Source organism: Streptomyces lydicus, assembly GCF_000717345.1.
GTDB classification, from domain to species: domain Bacteria; phylum Actinomycetota; class Actinomycetes; order Streptomycetales; family Streptomycetaceae; genus Streptomyces; species Streptomyces lydicus.
Genome location: NZ_JNZA01000012.1, coordinates 270,956 through 291,846, shown reverse-complemented (window position 1 = coordinate 291,846; position 20,891 = coordinate 270,956). Strand labels below are relative to the sequence as shown.

The window sequence follows — 20,891 nt, the reverse complement described above, 5'->3', positions numbered from 1 at the left end:
GGACCTCGGTGTGCCCCGGCTGGGGCTCCGGTTGGGGTCTGCGGGGGTGAAGGCCCGAGCTTCATCCCCGCTGCCCCCGCAAGGGCGACGGCATTCCGAGACGGCTTCCCACCTCGCCGTCTCGGAAGATGCTCAGTCGAGGCAGAATTCGTTGCCCTCGATGTCCTGCATCACGATGCACGAATCGTGATCGTCAGCCAGTAGCTGCAGGCGTACCGCGCCGAGCGCGACCAGTCGTGTGCATTCGGCCTCGAGCGTGGCCAGGCGCTCGTTGCCCACGAGCCCGGTGCCGACCCGCACGTCAAGATGCACCCGATTCTTGACGACCTTGCCTTCGGGAACGCGCTGGAAGAACAGTCGCGGGCCCACACCTGAGGGATCACTGCATGCGAACCATGAACCCCGATCCTCAGGCGGCCGCGAGCGATCGAAATCGTCCCAAGTAGCAAAACCCTTCGGCGGCGATACGACGTACCCCAACACCTCGCACCAAAAACGAGCGACGCGCTCAGGTTCTGCGCAGTCGAAGGTGACTTGGAACTGCTTGATCGATGACATCGGCGCACCATAGCAAGGCGGGGCTCTGTCGCTCATCTCCCTTTAGGGAATTGCCTGTTGACGGGGTTTGATCCTCGCGAGCCCCTGCTGTGTCCCCACCACCCCCATGCCAAAGATCAGTTACGGGACAGCCCTCAGGCGAAGTCGACCGCCGGCTCGGTGGCGTAACGGCTCATCGTCCGGATGCTCGCCTCTGGGGTCAGCGCCTGGCCACTGGCGAACATCTCCTGCAGGTCCCGGAAGTACTGCACGTACAGATCCGGCGTGAAAATGCTCAGCATGACGGCCGGCTGGTCGGTCATGTTGGCGAAGGTGTGCGGGGCTCCGGGCGGGACCATCACGAACGTGCCCGCGGTCGCGTCGTGGTCGTTGTCGCCCACCGTGAACCGCACGGTGCCGGAGATGATGTAGAAGCCCTCGTCGTGCTGGGCGTGGCGGTGCTGGGGTGGTCCGGGCGTGTGCGGCGCGAGGACGGACTCGGCGAGGCCGAGGCGGTGCCCGGTGTTGCTGCCGTCTTCCAGGACACGCATGCGCGTGCTGCCCAGGAGGATCGTCTCGCCGTCGCCCGGACCTACCACCGATACGGCGGGGTCGGCCATCGGCTCACTGGTCTTCGGTTCGTCAGTCATGCGCCCATTCCACTGCCGGGGCAACGCGACAGTCCAAGACCCGTTCCGTGAAGTCGATACCGTACGGGTATCGTCGCGCCATGGAGCTACGCACGCTGCGCTACTTCGTCGCGGTCGCCGAGGAACTCCACTTCGGCCGGGCCGCCGCCCGGCTGCACATGAGCCAGCCGCCACTGAGCCGGGCGATCAAGCAGCTGGAGACCGAGGTCGGCGCCACGCTGTTCGACCGATCGTCCGCCGGGGTCACGCTCACTCCGGTGGGGGCGGTGCTGCTCGACGAGGCGCGCTCCCTGCTCGACCAGGCCGACCGGGTACGCCTCCGCGTGGCCGCGGCGGCCGGCTCCGCGACGCTCACCGTCGGCATCCTGGGCGACAGCACCGACCCGGGCGCCTCCCGAATGGCCCGCGCCTACCACCGGCGGCACCCGCGCGTCGAGGTCCGCATCCGCGAGGCCGACCTGACCGATCCCACCTGCGGGCTGCACGCCGGATTGGTCGACGTCGCGCTGACCCGCGGCCCCCTTGACGAGACCGGCCTGACCGTGCGCGTGCTGCGCGCCGACCCGGTGGGCGCACTGCTGCGCGCCGACGATCCGCTGGCTCGCCACAGCAGCTTGAAGCTGGCCGACCTGGCGGATCGCCGCTGGTTCCGCTTTCCGGAGGGCACCGACCCCGTCTGGCAGTCGTACTGGAACGGCGGGGAACCTCGCGAGGGCCCGGTGGTGCGCGCCGTCCAGGAATGTCGGCAAGCCGTTCTCTGGAACGGCACGGTCGGCATGACCCTCCTGAACCACGAGCCGGCAGCGGGGCTCACCGTGGTGCCACTGATCGACATGCCGCCGAGCCGCGTGGTTGCGGCATGGAACGAGGGCGACACGAATCCACTGATCCGCTCGTTCGTCCAGACCGCGATCGCCGCGTACCACGACTGAGATCCTCACCGCCGGCACCGGACGCGACCAGGGTCAACCAGCCGCATCCGCTCCCCTGGTGCGGCCGCTCCCCGGCCGTCCGGCCGTGCGCGCGGAGCCGGGCCCGGCCCGGTCAGCTTCTGGCCACGGGGGTCGGGCCCGGCATCCGCCGTCGGCGGTCAGGGGTACGAGACCACCGTCGAGGGCACGGTGGAGGTGCCCGAGGTGGGGGCGCCGGTGTTGTTGATCACGTGCTCGTACTGGCCCTTCCCGCCGAGGGAGACCACGAGCAGATCGTGGAACTTCACGCCGGGCCTGTTCGGGGCCTCGAAACCATGGTCCTGCCGGATGGTGGGGTCGACGTTGTAGTAGCAGTAGCTGCCCAGGCCCCACCCCTCGTGGGTGGTCACCGTGTCAGCGACCTTGTAGGCGGCGAACCCCTTGGTGCTGCCGTTCTGCACAGCGGCCTGATTGGGCGCGTCGTACGCCTTCTCGTTCTGGAAGAAGATCGTCCGGCCCCGTTCGCCGCGCCACTCCACGTCGTACTTGTTGAAGTGCTCGACGAACAGGCCCGTCGCCAGGACGTCGGCGCCGTTGACGCGGACTCCGTAGTCAGCCCGGTTGGTCTCCCAGCCCACGCCGTCCCCGTGGTCGGCGCGCCAGACCCAGGTGTGGTCCACGATGGTGTGATTGCTGTTGATCACCATGCTGGTGGTGGCCCGGCCCGGTCCTGCGCCACCGATCCGCAGGAAGACGTCCTGCACCGTCGTGGGGTTGGCGGCATGGTTCGCGGACGCTCCCGCGGGGCCGACCTCCAGCAGTGTGGCGGAGTTGACCGGGCCGGCGTCGATGAGGAAGCCGGCCAGGCGCACCCCGTCGACGTCGGCGACCTTCAGGGCCGTCACACCGTTGTCCGGCACGAGCGTGGCGTATCCGAGGCCGAGTACGACGGTGCCCGGGCGCTGCACGGCGATCGGTCGGTCGAGGTGGTAAATGCCGGGGGTGAGGAGCAAGTTGAGGCCCTGGGCGAGGGCGGCGTTGAGGGTGGCGGCGTCGCTGCCGGGCTTGGCCACGTAGAACTGGCTCAGGGGGACGGACTCGCCCCGGGGTGTGCCGTTTCCCCAGGTGGTGCCGCGGGCGTTGACCCGTAGCTCGGGCAGGAACACCCGGTAGTCGGCGCCCTGTAGGTGGAGGAAGGGCTTCTCGCGCGAGACGGGGGTGGTGTCCAACGTGGTGTAGGGCGGGTTGGGGAACGTCTGCCCGGGTGCTCCCGTGACTCCGGAGAACACCATGTTCCACACGGCGTTGTTCCAGCCGCCCACCGAGCTGTCCCGGGTGTACCACTGCTGCTGGGAGTACGGTCCCACCGTGCCGTCGATACGGCTGTCGGCGATATATCCGCCGCTCGCCCAGCCGTAGCCGTCGGGTGCGAGGTTCAGTCCGCCCTTGACGTGCATCCGCCGGAACGGTGCCGCCTGGGCCACGGCCCACCTGTTGGTGCCGTTGACGGGGTTGAGCGCGAGGTTCTCCGCCGAGCGCCAGAAGTTCTGCGTCGCATTGCCGTTGAACCAGCCGGCGTCGACGGTCACATCGCCGTTGAAGGTCGTGTCGTCGGGCGACAGGCCCAGGCCGGCGATCGAGGTGTAGAAGCCGAGCTGGGCATTCAGTCCGTTGTAGGTACCCGGCTTGAACAGCAGCGCGTACCTGCCGGGGCCGAACTGCGCCGACTCCTGCTGCTTGAAGATCTCGTCGAGCTTGCCCTGGATGTTGGGCGTGCCGGGGTCGAAGACCAGCACGTTCGGTCCGAGGTCGCCGCCACCGGGCAGCGCGTCGGCGGCGGAGGGCCCGTGTGCGGCGGGTGCCGCGGCGGCCCGGGAGGAGAGGACGGGCAGGCCGGCGGCGGGCACCGCGGCTGCCAGCGCGGCCAGGACTCTGCGGCGCGACGGGCGTGAGGGGCGCGACGTACGGTCAGCCGCGCCCTCTGTGGGGGGTGGGGTGGTGGGCATGGCAACTCTCCCGATTCGGATTCAGGAAATGAACGATTGACGTTCATGGGAGCGCTCTCTTGCCCGATGCATGTTCACCACGTGCCAACGGCGCGTCAAGAGTTTCGTCCGGAATCCCGGGAACCTGATACCTCGGCAGCTTCATCAGGCTTGCTGTTTAGGGGAATTGATGGCTCTTTAGGTAGGTGTGCAGCTGCCACGGCAAGGCGGTCTTGCTTTCAGAAGATGTCGAGTAACCGGAGAGTGGGCCGCCGGCGTTGGACCGCCGGCGGCCGGCTACACCTCGGCGACGAGGAATTGTTCGGCCCTGGGCGGGCGCAGGCCGTCGTGACGGTCGGCGAAGTACCGAGCGGCCAGCTCGTCAGGGGAGACGTGCACCGCCTTCGTGAACCCCGCCTCCAGGGCTGCTTGCCGCATCTCCTCAGGCGAGTAAAGGCTGATGAACGGGGTGCCCGAGGCGGCGGCGTTGCGCATCGAGAACTCCTGGACCTGTCGCTGGTCCGGTTCGTACATGTCGAGCGGCAGCAGGAACGTCGTGGCGAACACGGAGCCCGGTGCGAGCGCGGCGACCTGGCGCAGCGTCGCGGTGTTGGCTTCGGGGGTGAGGTACATGCTGACGCCGGTCGACGCGACGACCGTCGGCTTCCGCGGATCGAACCCGGCGTCGGTCAGCCGCTCCCACCACGAGTCGCCGGCTTCGAAGTCGACGGGCACCAGGGTCAGCCAGGACGGGATGCCGTAGCCGAGTTCGCCCAGGCGCTGCCGTTTCCACGCCTGCGTGTCCGGTTGGTCGACCTCGAAAACGGTGAGGCGGGAGCCGACTTCGGGACGCCGCTGGGCGAAGGTGTCCAGGCCCGCGCCGAGGATGACGTACTGCGCCGCGCCGGCGTCGACGCGTTCGGCGACGAGGTCCTCGACGAAGCGGGCCCGGGCGACGATGGACGCGCGGACGCCACCGATGCCCGGCATGGTCATGTCGCCGCGCTCCCGCCAGTTCGTCCCGGGGTCGGCGAGCTTCAGCCCGACCTCGTCGTGGAGCACATGGGGCGGGGCGTCGGCCGCGATGTGCAGGGCGCGCCAAAGGGCGACGCGCACGGCGGTGTGGTCGGGCTCGTGCCGGCCGGAGGGGCGCTGCCCGTCCGCCGCAGCGGGGGCGGATTCGTGCCGGTCGGAGAGGCGCCGTCCGTCAGCCATGGTGCTGCCCTTCCGGGCCGTCGCTGCCGCCGGGGAGGGGGGCTTCGAGAGCGACGATCCGCCCGTCGGGGTCGCGGACCAGGGCCTGGCGGACGCCCCAGTGCGTCGCCGTGAACGGCTGGGCGAACTCCGGTGCGCGTTCGGGTGCGAAGCCCTCGGCGTCGGCCACCTTGAGCACGGGGCAGGTGGCGAGCTCGCGGTCGTGCTGCTCGACGATGAACACGTAGGGCCCTCCGGCCGGATGGGCCCAGTGCCCGGAGCCGTGGTCGGTCTCCAGCACGTTCTCGAAGCCGAGCGACTTCCAGAACGCGGCGGTCGCACCGTAGTTGCGGGTCTCGACGAGGAACCCCTCGATGCCGTCAGTTGTCATGCGTGCTCTCCTTCCCTGCGGTTGCGACACGCTGGAGGTACTCGGTCAGGGCTGTCTCGACTATCGCGGAGAGTGACCGTTCAGTATCGACAGCGTGATGCTTGACCTCGCGAATGAGGTCGACGGGCAGGTAGACGTTGAACTGCTTTACCTGTCTCTCGGCGGCCATAATTAGAATGCTAGCATCCTAAGCGCGAGGGTGTGAGATCGACGTCACACGAAACGGCTTTGCAGGCCCGCTCGGACGAGAACGGCGGCCCGGAATGGCTGGTCGGGGTCGTCCACCCGCTCAGCAGTGGCGCGACGCCACCCTGGACACCGGCAAAACCCACCAGCCATCCCCAGGTCACCCGCCACGCCACCGCGAACCCTGGTGGGTCACCGATAGCCCTGGCGGGTCACCGCGTGACCCACCAGACGCGCCCTAGAAGGCGGAGTTGGCGAACCAACGCGAGAGCAGGTCCTGGTCCCCGTCGAGCTCGACGGCCTCGGCGATGTGGTGCCGACGGCCGTAGAGGAGCAAGAGCAGGTCGGCCGCGGTGGCCTGGACGGTCGCGTCCGCGGTGGCGCCCGCTGCGGGGCCGGCCGGGTCGAGCCCGAAGCCGTCAGGGCGCAGGGTGACGAGCCAGTCGGCGTCCCCGTCGGTGGTGCGGAAGCGGATGGTCTCGCCGGTCCCGCGCAGGTGGGCCACCTTGGGCGCAAAGAAGGCGGCGGAGGGCAGGTTGACGAGGAACTCGTCGATTCCGTCGACCGCGAGCGCGCGGTCGATCACGGGCGGGAGCCCGAGGGCCAGCTCGGCGTCGACCCGGTGCACCAAGGTCTCGAAGAGCATCCGGCGCGCCCAGAAGCGGGCGTGCTGGTCGGCGCCCCAGGCCCACATCGGCAGGTTCGGGTCGGTGGCCGCGAACGCCTCGGCGGCCACGGCAGCGCTCTCCTCCAGCCAGCGGGGGTACGCGTCCGTGCTCGCCGGAAGCTGAAGTTCCACCTCGCGGGTCCGCGGGGGACTTTGGATCCGGGTGTGCAGCAGCACCGAGAACCAGCGCTGCACGCTTCCGGCGTGCTTGACCAGCTCGGCCAGCGTCCAGCCGGGGCAGGTCGGCACGGGTGTCGCCAGGTCGACCCCGTCGAGAACAGCGGTGAACTTCCTGGTCTCGGCCGCCACGGCTGCATGGTGGTCGACGGGTTGCCGGGTGGTCATGGTGTCGTTCCTTCGGGCGAGTTGGCCAGTGGGCGGGCAGACCTCGGCGCACACGACCTCGACTGTCGGCCGACTTGGCGCACCGGCGGTGATCGGGAGAGAGGTGGTCAGCCCCGCCCCCCACGAAGATCAATTCCCGCTTGATTAATGACTTACATCATTGACGTGCTTAAGTAATGCGGCGAAGGTAGACCTGAATGGTTCAGGTAGTCAAATATTCTCGCCCGGTCCGGTACGCCGCGAGGCAGCACCCTCAGCGGCGCCCTACGCCCGGCTGCCTGCGCACCGGCCGCACCTGGTCCCTGACTCCGGGCGTGTGTCCGGGGTCACAGAGCGGCTCGCAGAGCGGACGGAATGCCGTGACCGCGGGGAGGGTTGGCACCTGACGCATTCGATGTACGTACACATACCGACTGGTACCTCCGAGGAGCACCCCCGTGACCGTCACCGCGTCTTCCGCCTCCCGCGCGGCCGAAATCCTGTCCCGGCCCGTCACCCTGAACGGCCTGACCGTCCCGAACCGCATCGCGATGGCGCCGATGACGCGCATGTTCTCCCCCGGTGGCGTCCCCGGTGAGGACGTCCAGTCGTATTACGCCCGTCGCGCCGCCGCGGGCGTGGGCCTGATCGTCACCGAGGGGACCTACGTCGGCCATGAATCGGCCGGCCAGAGTGACCGTGTGCCGCGGTTCCACGGGGAGGAGCAGCTGGCGGGCTGGGCGAAGGTCGCCGAGGCCGTGCACGCGGCCGGCGGCACGATCGTCCCGCAGCTGTGGCACATCGGCATGGTCCGCAAGCAGGGCGAACCGCCCTTCGCCGACGCCCCCGCCGTCGGCCCCTCCGGCATACGCGTGGACGGCACCGAGGGCGCCGGCAAGGCAATGACCCAGCGCGACCTGGACGACGTCATCGGCGCCTTCGCCGACGCCGCCGCGGCCGCCGAGCGCATCGGTTTCGACGGGGTCGAGCTGCACGGCGCCCACGGCTACCTGCTCGACCAGTTCCTGTGGGCGACCACGAACCGCCGGACCGACGCCTACGGCGGCGACGCCGTGGCCCGTGCGAAGTTCGCGGCCGAGATCGTCGCCGCGGTCCGCGCGACCGTTTCGCCCGACTTCCCGGTGATCTTCCGCTACTCGCAGTGGAAGCAGGAGGCGTACGAGGCGCGGCTCGCCGAGACCCCGGAGGAGCTGGAGGCGATCCTGTCCCCGCTCGCCGCGGCCGGCGTCGACGCCTTCCACGCCTCCACCCGCCGCTACTGGGTCCCGGAGTTCGAGGGCTCGGACCTGAACCTGGCGGGCTGGACCAAGAAGCTCACCGGTAAGCCGGTCATCAGCGTCGGCTCGGTCGGCCTCGACGGCGACTTCCTCCGCGCCTTCGCGGGCGAGGGCGCTGCGGTCGGCAGCCTCGACAACCTGCTCGACCGCCTGGAGCGCGACGAGTTCGACCTGGTCGCCGTCGGGCGCGCGCTGCTGCAGGACCCCGAGTGGGCGGCGAAGGTCCTCGGCAACCGGATCGAGGAGCTCCAGCCGTACGACGCGGCGGCGCTGAAGACCCTGAGCTGAGTTCTGCCCGCCGGTCCCGCTGACACGCCCCGGCCGCCCCGCGCGCAGTGCGTGCGGGGCGGCCGGGGCGTGTCCGGGAAAGTGGATCTGCGCTTTCCGGTCGGCCGGAGTGCCGTCGGTGGCGCCGGTCAGTCGACCGGTTCGTGCGGCACCGGCTGGTCGCTGCGCACTCCGGAGGCTTTGGGGCGGCCGGTCCGGCCCGTGCCCGCCTGATCGGTGTCGGGGACGGTCTCGTCGGGGCCGTCGTCCTCGTGCTCCGACAGCTGGGGGCTCCACGGGTCAGGAACCGGGCTGGCGGCATCGGCCTGCTGGTTGGGGAGGTCGTGGGGAACCGGGGTGGAGTCGTCGCTGGTCGTGTCACGACGGGACATCTGTGAAACCGCTCCTCGTTACGTGTGGCCGGTGATGGGGTGTGTCGGTTGCGGGTACGTCGGTTGTCGCTTCGGGTGTGCTGGCCCGCTACCCGTGATCAGGAGCGCCATGCTCATCGCCGCATGAACGACGTATGAGGGAACAGCCGAAGCTCGGCGCCGCCGCCACGGGCAGCAGATGCACGCACAGCGGCCCAGGACCCAGCCAGCCACCCGCCGGCCCACGGGCAACCAACTCACCCTCGCTCACACGCTTTTCAGCAGGTGGGAGCTGACGCTGGACACCTGGGTCCCCTCAACGCCTGCCACTCGGGCAGCCGACGTGACCGCTATACGTGGCGCGTCGCCGATGCGCTGAGAGGGCTTGTCCGTCCTGAAGGGAGCTTGTCCGTCCTGAGAAGACGAGAAAGGCAAGGAGGACTACCCACTCCTTGCCACTCTCAACTTATAGCGCACTGGGGGGCTTGCGGCAAGGCCCCGGCCCTGGGGCACAATCGCGGACCCAGACCAGAACCTGCAGAAACGGGAGATTCACGAAGTGCGTGTGCTGTTGTCGGTTTATGGGTCGTGCGGTGCCGCCGAGCCGGTGGTGGAAGACGCACTGCCGGTGCGGGCGCTCGGCACCGAGATGCGGGTGTGCGCACCGTCGTCCGTCGCGGCGGCGACCTCGGATCGGAGCTGAATTCATGAATCCCCTGACCACCAGCGCGTTCGACCTCTCCCACCACCTCTCCCTCAAGGCCGACCCGGCGCTCATCGCCGGCGACGAACAGCACTTCGCCGCCATCGCGGAGAGCCTCGAGCAGACGATCGCCGAGGTGTCCGACCGTCTCGATGCCGAACGCAAGGCGCCCGGCGGCGTGGGCCGGCAGGCGATGGACCGCGACGTGGAGATACGCCGGCTGGCCGCTCGCCTGCGTGCGCTGCGCCGCTTCGGACTGGACCTGTGCCTCGGACACATGGTCAGCGCGGAGCACCCCGAGCCCGTCTACGTCGGACGACTTGGCCTCACGGACAGCACCGGGCGCCGGCTGCTGCTCGACTGGCGCTCCCCCGCTGCCGAGCCGTTCTTCGGAGCCACCCACGCCAACCCCATGGGTCTGACAAGCCGCCGCAGGTACCGCTGGTCCCGCGGCCGGATCAGCGACTACTGGGACGAGGTGTTCACCTCTGACGGGTTCGTCGGGCACGCCGCGCTCGACGACCAGTCCGCCTTCATCGCCAGCCTGGGCACCAGCCGGTCGCCCCGGATGCGGGACGTGCTCGGCACCATCCAGGCCGACCAGGACGCCGTTATCCGCGCGGGGTCCCGCGGCGCTCTCGTCGTCGACGGCGGTCCGGGTACGGGCAAGACCGTCGTCGCGCTGCACCGCTCCGCGTACCTCCTCTACTCCGACCCTCGCCTCGGTCACCGCCGGGGCGGCGTACTGTTCGTCGGTCCGCACCAGCCCTACCTGGCCTACGTCGCCGACGTCCTGCCCAGCCTCGGAGAGGAGGGGGTGCAGACCTGCACCGTGCAGGACCTCGTCACCGAGGGAGCCGGTGCAGCGATCGAGGCGGATCCGGCCGTGGCCCTGCTGAAGTCGTCCGCGAACATGGTGCAGGCGATCGAGTCGGCCGTCAGGTTCTACGAGGAGCCGCCTGCCGAAGGCATGACGGTCACGACGGACTGGGCGGACATCTGGCTGAGCGCCGACGACTGGGCCGAAGCGTTCGACGCGGCGGGACCAGGTACGCCGCACAACGAAGCGCGCGACCAGATCTGGGAGGAGCTGGTCACGATCCTTTTGGACAAGCTCGACGGTGACGTCCCGCCCGACCAGTTCCGGAAGTCGCTGCGGTACGACGAGGAGCTGGTCACCACGCTCAACCGCGCGTGGCCGCTGCTCGAAGCGGCCGACCTCGTCGGGGACCTGTGGGAGGTACCCGCCTACCTACGGATGTGCGCTCCCTGGCTCAGCCCCGATGAGGTCCGGAAGCTGCGGCGCAAGGGCCCCCAGGTCTGGACGGTGTCCGACCTGCCGCTCCTGGATGCGGCACGGCAGCGGCTCGGCGACCCGGAGGCGGTACGGCGAAAGCGCCGGCACGACGCCGCTGTCGCCGCCGAACGCGCCCGCATGGCCGACGTCATCGACAACGTGCTCGCGGCCGACGACGACGGCGAAGGCGCGGTGACGATGCTGCGCGGACAGGACCTGCAGGACAGCCTGATCGACGAGACCGCGCTGCCCGGCGCCGACCCGGACCGGCTCGCCGGCCCGTTCGCGCACATCGTCGTGGACGAGGCTCAAGAACTGACCGACGCGGAGTGGCACATGCTGCTGCGCCGCTGCCCGTCGCGGAGCTTCACCATTGTCGGGGACCGCGCTCAGGCCAGGCACGGGTTCACGGAGTCGTGGCAGGAACGGCTGGAGCGGATCGGGCTCGACCGGATCAACGTGGCGTCCTTGAGCATCAACTACCGGACGCCGGAAGAGGTCATGACGGAGGCCGAGCCGGTCATCCGGGCCGTGCTCCCGGACGCCAATGTGCCGACCTCCATCCGCAGCAGCGGCGTCCCCGTCGTCCACGGAGCTGTTGCGGATCTGGACTCGCTCCTCGACACCTGGCTCGTTGCGCATGCCGACGGGACCGCCTGCGTGATCGGCGATCCCACGTTCCGGGCGACGTCCCGCGTGCGGTCGCTGACCCCCGAGCTGTCGAAGGGGCTCGAATTCGACCTGGTCGTCCTCATCGACCCGGAGGGGTTCGGCGAGGGTATCGAGGGCGCGGTCGACCGCTATGTCGCGATGACCCGGGCGACCCGGCAACTGGTCATCCTCACCACCTCCTGACGTCGGCCACATCGGCCACGACAACGCGATGGGGCGTCTACCGACGCGCCAAGGCGAAGTGCCGAGCCCACTGCGGCGTCCCGAGGGCGACGTCGCAGTGGGCGGGGCGTACGGAGAGCAGGTGGTTGCGTGCCAAGCAGGCGCGTGCCTCCGAGTCCAGGCACCTGTGCGTGCACCTGCACGTGCCCGACCGGCGTTGACCGACGGACCGGACCGATCAGCCGAGGACGAGCGGGAGTTTCTCGGCCAGCTCACCCAGTTCGGCCTTCTCCGCTGCGGCCGGGGCACGCCGTCCGGTGCCGATCAGCAGCGCGTCCTTGTCGGAGAACGACGGGGGAAACGCCGCACCGGCGATCTTCTCCAGCAGCTCGCGTGACCGGGCGAGCCCCTCGGCGGGCGGTTCCGCCGCGTCCGGGAGGTGCGCGATCAGGTCGAGGTGGTGCAGCGTCCATTCCAGGACGTACGCGGAAAGGTAGTCGCCCGTCGTGAGCACCTCGTCGCGGGTGCGTACGCGGGTTGCGGGGTCGGCGAGTTGGGCGGCGCGGCCGGCGGCGGAGCCGATGTCGTCGAGGTGGAACTTGAGCAGCCACGGCTCCTCGTACGCGGCGGCCAGGCGGACGGTCAGCGCGTCGAGCGGGTCCTCGCCGGTGGGCGGCGTGGCGGCGATCTCCCAGTAGGTCACCGCGTCCCGGGTCGGTTCCGTTTCGGCAGGGGTGACGAGCGTGATCAGGACGTCCTGAGCGTCGATGATCAGGTGGCACGCCAGGTCCCGCACGAGCCAGCCGGTGCAGCCGGACGGCCGCGCGAAGTCCTCGTCCGGCAGTTCGGCAACCGCGGTGCGCAACGCCGCCCACGAACGTGCAAAGAGATCCACGGCCGCAAGCTAGCAGCGCCCGGTGCCCGTCGCGACTGTTTTCGCCCGCCCTCGAAGCCGGCACTCCGGCACGTGTTTCGGCGATCAGGCTCGGGAAAGGGGCCGCAGCCCGAACAGCGGGAGACCGGTGCCGTTGCTGAACGCACGGCTGCGGCGCACGGTGAGAACTGCCACCGCGCCCAGGATCACAAGGGACTGGAACCTGCCGAGGACCGGCACCACGTCGACGGGGAGGACCAGCACCTCGACGGTGCTGAGCACGGCATCGAGCAATTGCGCACCGCCCCACAGCACTGTCAGTCCCCTCAGTGCGGACCGGAAGTCCGGGCGGTCACGCCAGGCACGCTCGGCCTCCTCCTGCTGGGCCGGCCCGCGCAGCCGTTGCCCGAAGTGGAAAGGGAACGGCCGGGACGCACACAACGAGCTCAGAATCCACAGCCCCAGGACCGCGGGGATGCCCGCGTCCTTCAGCAGCAGCACCCGGGGGCTACCGCTCACCAGTGACGTGACCGGCGACGCCGCGAGCAGGACGACCACCAGAAGGTCGAAAAGGTCGACGCGACGGCGTACCACCGCGGTGCCCAGCGCGTGGGCCGCCGGTAGGGCACTGCTCAGCAGCAACGCCCGCCACGGGACCATGCCCTGGGCCCGCAGCACGTAGTACAGGACGAGCGGCAGCAGGATGTTGACAGTCAGCGGTACGAGCAGCGCACGCCACCGCTGTGGGCCGTGCGCGTCCACGGTATCGGCGGTATCCACGAAGCCTCCAGCGGTCCGGCAGCCGGACGCTGCGGCGACCTGCTTCGACGCTAGGAGCCGGGCGGGTGGACCCGCATCGGCCTCCGGGCCGGTCCCGTCACACCACTCTCCACCCCGCCTGCACCACCGGGTGGAGAGCGGCACGGGCGTCACGAGCCGGGGGCGGCACAGGGCTGACTGAGATGGCCAACGTGCAGACGGCGCGCGGATACTGGCGTGATGTTCTCGGACGACGACGCCGCGGCGCTCTATGACGTGCTGAACCCGTGGGACCCAGCGGTCTGGCCCGGCGATGGGTTCTACGAGCAGGTGGTGATGGCGTCGGATGCGGTGCTGGACATCGGCTGCGGAACCGGCGCGATGCTGCATCGGGCACGCGAGCGGGGGCATCTCGGCCGGCTTGTGGGCCTGGACCCGGATCGTGCCGCTCTCCGCCGAGCGCGGCGCCGGGCTGATGTCGAGTGGGTCGAGGGGACCGCGGCGACCGCACAGTGGAACGCTGAATTCGACGTGGCGACGATGACCAGTCATGCCTTTCAGTGCCTCGTCACCGACGCCGAATTGCGCGCCTCACTTCGGGCGATCCGTGCGGCAGTGCGTCCAGGTGGACGGTTCGCTTTCGAGACACGCCACCCGCAGGCGAGGGCCTGGGAGGATTGGAACCCCTCGAACGTCACGGAGGTCACCGACGCCCGCGGTCGCCCCCTGCGCATCTGGCATGAGGTTGTGGGCATTCACGGCGATGTGGTCACTTTCCAAGGGACGACGGCGGATCCGGACGGGACTCCGCTGCGGGTTGACCGCACGAGCTTGCGCTTCCTCGACGAGGCAACGCTCGACGGCTTCCTCACCGAGGCGGGCTTCGAGGTCGAGGCCCGGTACGGCGATTGGACGCGGGGTCCCGTCACCGGTAGGAGCCGGGAGATCATCACGATTGCCGGTCGTCGGTAGTTCGCGTCGATCTGCCCGGCACGGCGCCCTGCCCCCAAGGACCGAAGTAGCGGTGGATGAACGACGTGGCTCCGGGGACCCGGCGCAAGGCGTAGCGGCGGTAGGTCGTCCTCACCCACGTGACGACCAAACCGTGTGGTCCTTCCCGGGCCAGTCCTGCGCACGCCACCACTGGCCCGTCGAAGAGGCTCGGGTTGGCTTGAACTGCCTCGCCCCAAGCCCGGTCCATGGCCAGCCGCTCTTCGGACGGCACCGGCGGGGCCGCCGCTTCCACGAGCCGGAGTCGCTGAACTTCGAGGAGGCTGACGCCGGAGGCTCGCGGCGGTGGGTCGGTCATTCGCTCATGGTGGCAGGGCCGGGGCGTCGGGTGGTGGGTGCCGGGTGGCGTTTCGGGCGGTGGGGAGCGGTAACACGCTTGTCATGTCCAGAAACGTTCGTAACGGCAGAAGCGAAGCAGCGAAGGTCATCGTCGTCATCGCGGATCTCACCGCGGTAATCCTCGGCCTCTGGATCCTGTTCTCCCTCCTCGACGCGAACCGCGCCAACGACCTGGTCAGCTGGGTGCGCGCCGCCGCGGGTTGGCTGGCCGGCTGGTCGCACGATCTCTTCACCATGAACCCCGCATGGGTGCGGACCGTGCTGAATTACGGGCTGCCCGCGGTGATCTACGTGCTCATCGGGCACTTCCTCGCCGCCCGGATCAGCCGGGTCTGATGGGTCTGACGGCCCGCGCCGGGGGCCGGTCGCGGCCCTGGCGGCGGCGCATTTCAGCCAGAGGTGTTGAACGTGATGTCTCCTGAGCGAGGCGGGACGGCGTCGAGTGCGGAGATCGTCGTCTCATCGAGCGTGATCGCTCCGGCGTAGGCGTTCGCCGTCAGGTGGTCCGGGTCGGCCGTGCCAGGGATGAGCAGCAGGTTCGGGGCATGGTGGAGCAGCCAGGCCAGGCCGACCTGTGCGGGAGTGGCCGCCAAGTCGTGGGCGGCGGCGATCACAGCGGGCTCGTCCGGCGCAGCCGATTTCGGCCCTGAACCGTGCACGTCGGCGGGCCCGCGTGGTGCTGATTCGCGCCTGCCCTCCGGGCGTGGCGCGGGCGGTGGTGGCGCGGCCAGCCGTCACGATGGGCGGTGGCCTGGGCGGCGGGCGTGCGGCCGGGCGCGTGCGGACCGTCGCAATGGCGGACGCGGCGTCTCGCGAGGTGGTCCCCGAGCCTCGGTACCGCCTCGCCCCTGCAATGTGGACGGGAGGAACGTCCGTTGGCACCCGTGCTCGCGGCGCTGTTCGGTCTGCTGACGGCCATCGGGAACGCCACCGGGACCGTACTGCAGCGGATCGCTGCCCGGCGGGTACCGGCAGGTGATGCCTTCAGTCCACGACTCGTACGGCACCTGCTGCGCAGTCCCGCGTGGCTCGGCGGGATCGCTGTGATCGTGGTGGCCGCGGTGTGCCAGGCGCTGGCCCTGGTCCTGGGCTCCCTGGCGCTGGTGCAGCCGATCCTGGTCACGGAGCTTCCTTTCACCCTGCTGATCGCTTCCGCGCTGTCCCGGCGCCGGCTTCCCACCGTCGGCTGGGTCGCGACCGCCCTGATCGCCTGCGGCCTCGGGGTCGGCCTGGCTGCGGCCGCGCCCACCGAGGGCCACAACCAAGTGACCCTCACCGACTGGGCCCTCGCCCTGGCCGCGACCGGCGGGGCGATGGCGGCCTGTGTTCTCTCCGCTCTGACGCGTGGGCGGGGAATGGCGCGCGCGGCACTGTTCGGTACCGCTTCGGCGATCGGTTACGCGTTGACCGCGGCGCTGATGAAGACCGCGGCGGGCACGCTCGCCCAGCGGGGCGTGGGCGCGTTCCTGGCCGACTGGCACACCTACGCCTGCGTGGCCGCGGGCGCCTGGTCGCTGTTTCTGCTGGCCAATGCGATGGAGTCCGGCCCATTGGTGGCCTCACAGCCGTCGCTCACGCTGGGCGAGGCGCTCGTCAGTCTGGCCCTGGGCATTCTGCTCTACGGGGACCAGGTGCGCACCGGGTGGTGGCTCGTGCCCGCCGGCGTGGGTGCCGTACTCGTCACATGGGGGGTGTTCCTCCTGCCGCGAGCCGAGGTGGAAAGCCAAGCGTCGGCGGGTCCCTGACCAGGGCGGACGGACCGTCGAACGAGCGGGTGTGTGAGTAGGTGGGCGTGTGGGCGGAGCGAGTGGTGGGGGCGCTCGTGGTCGGCGGAGGCCCGAAGGTGCCGGCGTCCCTCGTCACGGTGCACATACGGGGTCGACATCGCCCCCGCGTCTCCGGTTACCGCTCCCCCGCTCCCGTGAGTGCGGCCGAGGTGGCGCGGGCGAACGCGTCAGGGTTGTCCAGCATGATGTTGTGGCCGCAATCGGGTATCGGCACCACGTTCACGCCCGCGGCGGCGAGGGCCTCGGCACCGGGGAGCGGGCCGTCGGCCTCGGGCAGCAGATAGGTGCGGGGAATGGGCAGGCGCAGCAGGAGTTCGCGCAGGGTGGGCGTGGTGCCGCGGACGAGGTGAACCGCACTGCGGTGCAGCGCCGTACGGCCGGCCAGCCGCATCGTGGACCACCAGTGGGGGCCGACCCGGTCTCGTACGTCCTGCCAGCCGCCCGCCAGGAACTCCTGCTCCGGCCAGGCTGCGATGCCGCTGCTGCCGCCGGCTCCGCGGCGGGGCTCGATCGGATCGAGGTTGGCATCGACCAGGACGAGACGCGAGACCAGATGGGGGTGGCGGGCGGCCAGCACGAGGGCCACCGAGCCGCCCATGCTGTGCGCGACCAGTTCGGCGTCGGCAACACCCGCGGCGGTCAGGGCCGTCGCGAGGGCGTCCGCATGCGACTCCAGGGTGTAGTCGAAGTCCGTCGGCCGGTCGCTGTGGCCGTGCCCGAGGAGGTCGATCAGCAGCGAACGACGGCCCGTCAGCAGCGGGTGCACGGCGACCTCCGCGAAGTACGCGGGCGAGGTGGCTCCCAGGCCGTGCACGTAGACGCGGGCCGGCTCCTGCCCCGGCAGCTCCACCCATCGCATCCGGTCATCTGCACGTGTCACTACGGCACTTCGCACTGCCTGCTCCCCGATCCCGTTGTCGTCGTCCCTGTTCCGTCTTCCGTCCTGTCTCGTCCCGTCCTGGTGCCCTGTCGCCTGCCCCTCCCCCGTCGGTGGTCGGTGGTCCGCATACGTATCCGTGACGCCGCCCTCGCGGGTGTGGTGCGGGGGCTTGTCGGTGCTCCCGCACCAGGTGGGACGGTCAGATTCCGAAGGGTGCCGCGTAGTGGACGGTGCCCGGCGGCAGCGGGTGGGTCTCGTCCAGGGTCAGCGCCATCAGGGCTTCGTCCGGGACGTCGATGGTCACGCCGATGCCGTGGGTCGAGCCGCGGGTGAAGCCGAAGCGCGGGTAGTACGCCGGATGCCCGAGGACGACGACGTAGTGCTCGCCCCTCTCCTCGGCCGCGGCGAGCACGGCCCGGATGGCGGCCGAGCCGGCGCCGCTGCCCTGGTACTCCGGCCGTACGGCGACGGGCGCCAGGCACAGGGCCGGGGTGTCGTCGAGGTGACAGCGGGTCAGGAGGGCGTGGCCGAGGGGCCTGTCGTGAGTGTCGGTGACGACGATCGACAGGCCGTCGATCCAGGCGGGGTCGGCGCGCAGGGCGTCGACGAGGTCGGCCTCCAGCGGCGTCTCGAATGCGGCGAGGTGGATGTCGCGGACGGCGGGGATGTCGGCGCGGGTCTCGGCGCGGGTGAACCAGTCGTTGCATGAGGGCATGACGGGACGGATCCGTTTTCTGTGAGGTGCGTACGCGTACGGGCGTCGCCTCGCGAGCGGTCGTTGCGCTCCCGGCGAGGCGGGGGGAGTTAGACCGTCACCCGGAACGCCAGGGCGGCGGTCCGGGCGCTGCTCGGCGCAGTGGCCTTGAGCGCGGTCATCAGCCCCACCTCCCTTTCTTCCTCGTCATCGACATGGATCAGCGGATCGAACGCTCACCCGAGCCGGCACAAGCTAGCACGCACGCAGGCCAGGATTCTGCTGGTTTTCCGGCCGGCCCGGGCCCCGGTCACGGAAAGATGTCGGCAGGCGCTGTCGATCGGGCCGCTTACATCCACGGGCGTCCTTGCCGATGGCGGGCGGCACCACGTTCCACTTCACCGACGAGCCCCTCGGGACGGTGCTGCGGCGGGCCTTCGACGCGGCGGACGGCAAGGACGTACGCCTCGGTGGCGGGCCGGCGACCATCCAGCAGTACGTGCGCGCCGGGCTGGTCGACGAACTGCACCTGGCCATCGTCCCGCTGCTGGTCGGCAGGGGTGAGCGCCTGCTCGATCACGTGGCAGAGGGCATCGAGGGCTACCGGGTCGCGGAGATGGTCAGTTCCCCGGCCGCCACCCATGCCCGTCTGGTCCGCCGCTGACAGTGCCGCCGCGGCGAAGGCGTGCACGGTCGTGGCCTCTCCTCACGGGCCTGTGCCGGCGGTCCGGAACCGCGCCGGCCGGGCGCGCGTGATCACGGAGTATGGTCCGGAAAATCGCAGTGGGTCGCACGGTCGCCCATCTTGGAGCGGTGTGGTACGTCGGCTGCGCGCTGACCGCGCTCCAGTTCCAGGCCGTGGTGCTCGGGCTCCTCTCGGGCACAGCGGCGCTCGCCACCGTCCTCGTCGTCGGACCGCCCCTCGCGGTGAGCCTCTTCGCCGGCCTCGGGACCTCCGCCCGCGCCTTCGTGCCGCTCACCCGCCGGGCGCGCGGACTGTGGGGATGGGCGGTCACCGTGTACGCGGCGGGCACGGCCGGCCCCCTCTGCATCATCCTCGTGAGTCCGCGCGACCGCGGCTTGAGCAGCGGCCTTCTGCTGTACCCGTGCGGCGGCGTCTGCGCCGCGCTCGCCGCCGCCTTCTTCCTTCCGGGGGCGCGGACCCGGCTGACCACACTCGGCGTCACGGTCGTGCTCGCGGCCGTGGGCTGCTACGTCTCCTGGAGTGCCGCCCAGCCGCCCACCCTCCAGGAATGGCTCAGCGCCAACGGTGTGGACCGCGCCCTGCTACGCGTCGGTGATCCGCCCGCCGGCTACACGCTGCGGGTCGGCGGAGCGAGCGAGGACGGGTTCGGCGCCGGCTACGAACGGCCTGGTTCGCCGGAGCTGCACCTCTCCGTGGAGCGCGAGGGCCACGACACCCGGCGTACCGACGCGCGCGGTTGCCCCGTCCCGTTCGGCGAGAGGATTCACTGCGCGGACGACGGCGCGGGCCGCCAACTCGTCTCGTACGAAGGCGACTACGCCCGGCAGGAACTGCGCCTGCGCCGCGCCGGACTGGTCCACACCGTGACCCTGCGGGGCAGCGGGGCCGGGCTGCCCGCGGCCCGGCACATCCTGTCGACGCTCCGGCCCGCGACGGACGCGGAGCTCGCCGCCCTCGTCAGCCTGCCGATGCGGCAGTGACCCCGCCGGTAAGCCTTTGGGCTCGCCGGGTGTTCTCCGGAACGGCGGCCGGCGGGGGTCGCCCCAGCGCTTCCCGCTAGGTCAGGGCCGGTGCCAGGAGGGCAGCGGTTTCGGCGATCACGGCGTCGTCCGCCTCGGCGTCGGGCTCGGGCCGGGTGGACAGCACGGCCATCACGATCGGTCCTTGGCCGGGGGGCCAGGCGATGCCCACGTCGTTCGTGGTCCCGTAGCGACCGGTACCGGTCTTGTCGCCGACGGTCCAGCCCTCGGGGAGGCCGGCCCGCAGCCGCTTGCCGCCGGTGGTGTTGGCCAGCAGCCACCCGGTCAGTCGGGTGCGGTCCGCCCTGTCCAGGGCGTTCCCGAGGGCGAGCCGCGCGTAGGTCTTGCCGATCGCGCGGGGCGTGGTCGTGTCCGTGACGCGCCACGGTTCCGCCGAGTTCAGCTCCGGCTCGCAGCGGTCGAGCCGGGTCACGGTATCGCCGAGGGACCGGCAGAAGCGCGTGACGGCCGCCGGGCCGCCGAGCTCCGCCAGCAGGAGATTCATCGCGGTGTTGTCGCTGTACGACACGGCCGCGCCGCACAGGTCCGCGACGGTCATTCCGTGGGCGAGGTTCTGCGGGAGACCGGTGACGGGCGCGGCTCCGGCCCGGTCGATGTCCTGCTGCGTGTAGTGAATGACCTTGGAGAGGAACGTGCCGTCGTGGTCGAGGTCCCGCAGGACGGCCCCGATGGCCATCGTCTTGGAGGTGGAACACAGGGGGAAGCGCTCGTTCGCCTGGTGGAGCACCGTCCGGCCGGTCACCGTGTTCCATCCGAAGACCCCGAGACGAGTGCCGTGCCGCCGCTCCAGGTCGCGCAGCTTCCGCACCGCCTGATCGCCCGGCGCGGACGCGTGCGCGGCCGTCGGCACCGCGACTGCGGTCAGTGCCGCCCCGAGTCCCCCGGCGAGCACCACCCGGCGCGACGCGTCCCTGCTCGACCTCACGACCTCGTCCTTGCTCGACGTCACGCTCTTCTGCCTTCCTGTGGTGCCGTGGTGCTGCCGTACTCGTACTGCCGTACTGCCCGTGTACGACGTCGCAGGAAGCACCCTGGTTGCGCGTGCCGCGGGGTCAGCTCGTGCGGCGGCGGCCGGCCGTCCGTCACGCGGGTTCCGGGCCGCCGCGGATGTTGTATGATCATGATGCAACTTCGGTGAACGCCTCGCGGCTCCCCCGGAGTCACGCGTCTGTGGTCCAAGGAAAGA

General features: G+C 70.5%; 21 protein-coding genes and 1 pseudogene. 8 read left to right on the top strand and 14 right to left on the bottom strand.

All coding sequences use genetic code 11. From position 1 onward, the window contains the following. Positions 1-132: 132 nt before the first annotated feature. The gene (locus tag OO62_RS13850) at positions 133-558 is read right to left on the bottom strand and encodes a VOC family protein (RefSeq protein WP_033267630.1); all 426 of its coding nucleotides are present in this window, start codon (positions 556-558) and stop codon (positions 133-135) included. Between the two features lie 134 nt (positions 559-692). Then, positions 693-1,187: a cupin domain-containing protein gene (locus tag OO62_RS13845; RefSeq protein WP_033267629.1), complete on the bottom strand. Its 495-nt coding sequence runs from the start codon at positions 1,185-1,187 to the stop codon at positions 693-695. A gap of 80 nt (positions 1,188-1,267) precedes the next feature. Here OO62_RS13845 and OO62_RS13840 point away from each other — a divergent pair, with 80 nt between their 5' ends. Further along, complete coding sequence (locus tag OO62_RS13840) at positions 1,268-2,119, top strand: LysR family transcriptional regulator (RefSeq protein ID WP_033267628.1); 852 nt, start codon at positions 1,268-1,270, stop codon at positions 2,117-2,119. 158 nt (positions 2,120-2,277) lie between these two features. Here the strand turns inward: OO62_RS13840 and OO62_RS13835 are convergent, their stop codons facing one another. The 5 genes from OO62_RS13835 to OO62_RS13815 all read right to left on the bottom strand — a co-directional run bounded on the left by OO62_RS13835 (position 2,278) and on the right by OO62_RS13815 (position 6,866). Then, the gene (locus OO62_RS13835) at positions 2,278-4,104 is read right to left on the bottom strand and encodes a hypothetical protein (RefSeq protein ID WP_033267627.1); all 1,827 of its coding nucleotides are present in this window, start codon (positions 4,102-4,104) and stop codon (positions 2,278-2,280) included. A 276-nt stretch (positions 4,105-4,380) separates the two neighbouring features. Beyond that, positions 4,381-5,298, bottom strand: a complete 918-nt coding sequence (locus OO62_RS13830; RefSeq protein ID WP_078617159.1) for a class I SAM-dependent methyltransferase — start codon at positions 5,296-5,298, stop codon at positions 4,381-4,383. Beyond that, a complete protein-coding gene (locus tag OO62_RS13825) occupies positions 5,291-5,668 on the bottom strand; it encodes a VOC family protein (protein WP_051733135.1) in 378 nt (125 codons plus the stop codon). The genes OO62_RS13830 and OO62_RS13825 overlap by 8 nt, the downstream gene beginning before the upstream one ends. Next, positions 5,658-5,837: a ribbon-helix-helix domain-containing protein gene (locus tag OO62_RS13820; protein ID WP_033267626.1), complete on the bottom strand. Its 180-nt coding sequence runs from the start codon at positions 5,835-5,837 to the stop codon at positions 5,658-5,660. The genes OO62_RS13825 and OO62_RS13820 overlap by 11 nt, the downstream gene beginning before the upstream one ends. Positions 5,838-6,092: 255 nt before the next feature. After that, positions 6,093-6,866, bottom strand: coding sequence for a maleylpyruvate isomerase family mycothiol-dependent enzyme (locus OO62_RS13815; protein WP_033267625.1), 774 nt, complete (start codon positions 6,864-6,866; stop codon positions 6,093-6,095). Between the two features lie 437 nt (positions 6,867-7,303). Here OO62_RS13815 and OO62_RS13810 point away from each other — a divergent pair, with 437 nt between their 5' ends. Next, on the top strand, positions 7,304-8,431 hold the full coding sequence (locus OO62_RS13810; protein ID WP_033267624.1) for an NADH:flavin oxidoreductase: 1,128 nt from the start codon (positions 7,304-7,306) through the stop codon (positions 8,429-8,431). A 128-nt stretch (positions 8,432-8,559) separates the two neighbouring features. On the opposite strand, the gene OO62_RS13805 is transcribed toward OO62_RS13810, so the two are convergent. Then, a complete protein-coding gene (locus tag OO62_RS13805; RefSeq protein WP_033267623.1) occupies positions 8,560-8,802 on the bottom strand; it encodes a hypothetical protein in 243 nt (80 codons plus the stop codon). 686 nt (positions 8,803-9,488) lie between these two features. On the opposite strand from OO62_RS13805, the gene helR reads away from it, so the two are divergent. After that, positions 9,489-11,636, top strand: coding sequence for an RNA polymerase recycling motor ATPase HelR (gene helR, locus OO62_RS13800; RefSeq protein ID WP_033267622.1), 2,148 nt, complete (start codon positions 9,489-9,491; stop codon positions 11,634-11,636). Positions 11,637-11,853: 217 nt separating this feature from the next. Here helR and OO62_RS13795 read toward each other — a convergent pair whose 3' ends face one another. Next, complete coding sequence (locus OO62_RS13795) at positions 11,854-12,510, bottom strand: maleylpyruvate isomerase N-terminal domain-containing protein (RefSeq protein ID WP_033267621.1); 657 nt, start codon at positions 12,508-12,510, stop codon at positions 11,854-11,856. An 84-nt stretch (positions 12,511-12,594) separates the two neighbouring features. Further along, positions 12,595-13,269, bottom strand: coding sequence for a VC0807 family protein (locus OO62_RS13790; RefSeq protein ID WP_248782283.1), 675 nt, complete (start codon positions 13,267-13,269; stop codon positions 12,595-12,597). A 219-nt stretch (positions 13,270-13,488) separates the two neighbouring features. On the opposite strand from OO62_RS13790, the gene OO62_RS13785 reads away from it, so the two are divergent. After that, positions 13,489-14,220 (top strand): class I SAM-dependent methyltransferase, encoded by a 732-nt coding sequence (locus tag OO62_RS13785; RefSeq protein WP_033267740.1) that lies wholly within the window; start codon positions 13,489-13,491, stop codon positions 14,218-14,220. Between the two features lie 420 nt (positions 14,221-14,640). Continuing rightward, positions 14,641-14,934 carry a hypothetical protein gene (locus tag OO62_RS13780; protein WP_033267620.1) on the top strand — a complete coding sequence of 98 codons (294 nt, stop codon included), beginning with the start codon at positions 14,641-14,643 and terminating at the stop codon, positions 14,932-14,934. A gap of 53 nt (positions 14,935-14,987) precedes the next feature. On the opposite strand, the pseudogene OO62_RS13775 reads toward OO62_RS13780, so the two are convergent. Continuing rightward, positions 14,988-15,224: pseudogene (locus OO62_RS13775) on the bottom strand (aldo/keto reductase); the annotation flags it as partial. Positions 15,225-15,482: 258 nt separating this feature from the next. Between OO62_RS13775 and OO62_RS13770 the strand changes: the two are divergent. Beyond that, positions 15,483-16,343 (top strand): DMT family transporter, encoded by an 861-nt coding sequence (locus tag OO62_RS13770; RefSeq protein ID WP_248782291.1) that lies wholly within the window; start codon positions 15,483-15,485, stop codon positions 16,341-16,343. Between the two features lie 157 nt (positions 16,344-16,500). Here the strand turns inward: OO62_RS13770 and OO62_RS13765 are convergent, their stop codons facing one another. Together OO62_RS13765 and OO62_RS13760 are read right to left on the bottom strand one after the other, a co-directional pair. Beyond that, positions 16,501-17,280, bottom strand: a complete 780-nt coding sequence (locus tag OO62_RS13765) for an alpha/beta fold hydrolase (protein ID WP_033267617.1) — start codon at positions 17,278-17,280, stop codon at positions 16,501-16,503. 184 nt (positions 17,281-17,464) lie between these two features. Beyond that, positions 17,465-17,980, bottom strand: a complete 516-nt coding sequence (locus OO62_RS13760) for a GNAT family N-acetyltransferase (protein WP_033267616.1) — start codon at positions 17,978-17,980, stop codon at positions 17,465-17,467. 352 nt (positions 17,981-18,332) lie between these two features. Between OO62_RS13760 and OO62_RS13755 the strand changes: the two genes are divergently transcribed. Both OO62_RS13755 and OO62_RS13750 read left to right on the top strand, forming a co-directional pair. Beyond that, positions 18,333-18,623 carry a dihydrofolate reductase family protein gene (locus OO62_RS13755; RefSeq protein WP_078617158.1) on the top strand — a complete coding sequence of 97 codons (291 nt, stop codon included), beginning with the start codon at positions 18,333-18,335 and terminating at the stop codon, positions 18,621-18,623. Positions 18,624-18,742: 119 nt separating this feature from the next. Then, positions 18,743-19,645, top strand: a complete 903-nt coding sequence (locus tag OO62_RS13750) for a hypothetical protein (RefSeq protein WP_157850142.1) — start codon at positions 18,743-18,745, stop codon at positions 19,643-19,645. A 76-nt stretch (positions 19,646-19,721) separates the two neighbouring features. Here the strand turns inward: OO62_RS13750 and bla are convergent, their stop codons facing one another. Beyond that, complete coding sequence (gene bla, locus OO62_RS13745; protein ID WP_248782282.1) at positions 19,722-20,654, bottom strand: class A beta-lactamase; 933 nt, start codon at positions 20,652-20,654, stop codon at positions 19,722-19,724. Between the last annotated feature and the right edge of the window lie 237 nt (positions 20,655-20,891).